The organism is Mycobacterium sp. (assembly GCF_049280035.1).
GTDB lineage: Bacteria > Actinomycetota > Actinomycetes > Mycobacteriales > Mycobacteriaceae > Mycobacterium.
Genome location: NZ_JBAPPI010000132.1, coordinates 1 through 2317 on the forward strand (window position 1 = coordinate 1; position 2317 = coordinate 2317).

General features: G+C 67.5%; 3 protein-coding genes. All 3 read left to right on the top strand.

What is annotated here, in order from left to right; all coding sequences use genetic code 11:
• On the top strand, positions 1–341 hold a 341-nt coding region (locus WAN71_RS04275; RefSeq protein WP_422224139.1), incomplete at its 5' end, for an SRPBCC family protein.
• The gene (locus WAN71_RS04280) at positions 334–2136 is read left to right on the top strand and encodes a sulfatase-like hydrolase/transferase (protein ID WP_422224140.1); all 1803 of its coding nucleotides are present in this window, start codon (positions 334–336) and stop codon (positions 2134–2136) included. The genes WAN71_RS04275 and WAN71_RS04280, both read left to right, overlap by 8 nt.
• A partial coding sequence (locus WAN71_RS04285) for an SDR family NAD(P)-dependent oxidoreductase (protein ID WP_422224141.1) occupies positions 2133–2317 on the top strand: 185 nt, incomplete at its 3' end. The genes WAN71_RS04280 and WAN71_RS04285, both read left to right, overlap by 4 nt.

Genomic DNA, 2317 nt, shown 5'->3' on the forward strand with positions numbered 1-2317 from the left:
ACTCGTGCATCCTCAATCACGGCAGCGACCCCGTCGGCACCACCCGTCGAGTCCAGATCGGCCGCAACGCCTTGGTGGAGCGGATCACCGAGTTCGACCCGACGTGGACACTTGCCTACGACGTCGAAGGCCTGCCCAAGCGCGTGCGGCGGTTCAGTAATCGGTGGACATTGCGGGCTGCCCAAAACGGCACAACCGTCGTGACACTGACCAGCACAATCGAAATCGGGCCTGGCCGAATGCAAACGCTCGCCGAACGTGCGGCGTGTCGCGTCCAGGTGCGACAGTCCGACGTGATGCTCGCCGGGCTGGCGAAGCGATGGGAGAAGGCTGGTGGCTGATCGCCCCGACATCATCATCTTGATGACCGACGAGGAACGCGCGGTCCCGCCGTACGAATCACCCAGGGTGCTCGCCTGGCGCGACCGAACGCTATCCGGCCGGAAGTGGTTCGACGAGCATGGCGTCAGTTTCCAGCGGCACTACACCGGCTCGCTGGCCTGTGTGCCCAGCCGCCCAACGATTTTCACCGGGCATTACCCCGACTTGCATGGTGTCACCCAGACCGACGGTCTGGGCAAAATGTCCGACGACTCGCGCATGCGTTGGCTGCGCCAAGGTGAGGTGCCCACGCTGGGCAATTGGTTCCGCGCAGCCGGTTACGACACCCACTACCATGGCAAATGGCACATCTCGCACGCCGATCTGCACGACGCCGACGGGCGGGTGCTGGCGACCAACGACGACGACGGTCTTGTCGACCACGCCGCGGTGCAGCGTTACCTCAACGCCGATCCCCTTGCTCCCTTTGGCTTCTCGGGATGGGTCGGTCCCGAGCCGCACGGCGCGCGGCTGGCCGATTCCGGGGTTCGTCGCGATCCGTTGATCGCCGATCGCGTTGTCGCGTGGCTCATCGACCGCTATGCGCGCCGCCGTGCCGGCGAGGCGGCCGCGCAGCATCCATTCCTGTTGGTCGCCAGCTTCGTCAACCCGCACGACATCGTGTTGTTCCCGGACTGGATGCGGCGCAACCCGCTGAAGCCGTCACCGCTGGATCCGCCGCACGTACCCGCGCCGCCCACCGCCGCCGAGGACTTGGCGACCAAACCGGCCGCGCAGATCGCGTTCCGGGAGGCCTACTACACCGCCTACGGCCCGGCGCCGGCGATCGACCGTGCCTATGGCCACAGCGCGCAGCGCTACCGCGACCTCTACTACCGGCTACACGCCGAGGTGGACGGGCCGATCGACCAGGTCCTGCAGGCGGTCACCGAAGGCGGATCGGACAACGCGGTGCTGGTGCGCACCTCGGATCACGGCGATCTGCTGGGCGCGCACGGCGGGCTGCACCAGAAGTGGTTCAACCTCTACGACGAGGCCACCCGGGTGCCGTTCGTGATCGCCCGGATCGGCGAGCGCGCGACGTCGCCGCGCACGGTCACGGCGCCGACGTCGCATGTCGACCTGGTACCGACCCTGCTGGGGGCGGCCGGTGCCGATATCGCGGCGGTGGCCGCCACGCTGGCCGAGTCGTTCTCCGAGGTGCATCCGCTGCCGGGCCGGGATTTGATGCCGGTCGTGGACGGGGCGCCGGCCGACGACACCCGCGCGGTCTACCTGATGACCCGCGACAATATCCTTGACGGCGACACCGGTGCCTCGGGTCTGGCACGGCGTTTGAGGCGGACGGTGAATCCTCCTGCGCCGCTGCGAATCCGGGTGCCCGCACACGTCGCGTCGAACTTCGAGGGGCTGGTGGTCCGCGTCGACGACCTTCCCGGCGGCGACGGCCACCTGTGGAAGCTGGTGCGCACCTTCGACGATCCGGCGACCTGGACCGAGCCTGGTGTCCGGCATCTCGCGGCCAATGGACGTGGCGGAGAGGCGTATCGGATGAGCCCGCTCGACGACCAGTGGGAGCTGTATGACCTGACCACCGACTCGACGGAGTCGCGCAACCGGTGGACAGATCCGGAGTTACACGAGCTGCGCCAGCATCTACTGACACAGCTGAAGCAGGCACGAGCCAGCTCCGTTCCGGAGCGAAATCAGCCGTGGCCGTACGCTTCTCGTCGGCCACCGACCGCACGGCATTCCCGTATCCGCCAGGCAATCAAAAGGATGGTTACCCGATGACACTTCCGCCACCATCAGCAGGGTCGGTCGCCGTGGTCACCGGCGCATCGTCCGGCATCGGCGAGCAATTCGCCCGCCAACTCGTCGCTCGTGGTTACCGCATCGTCGTCACCGCCCGTCGAGAGGACCGGCTGCAAGCGTTGTGCGCTGAGTTGGGCGGTGACGAGCACGCCGTCGCGGT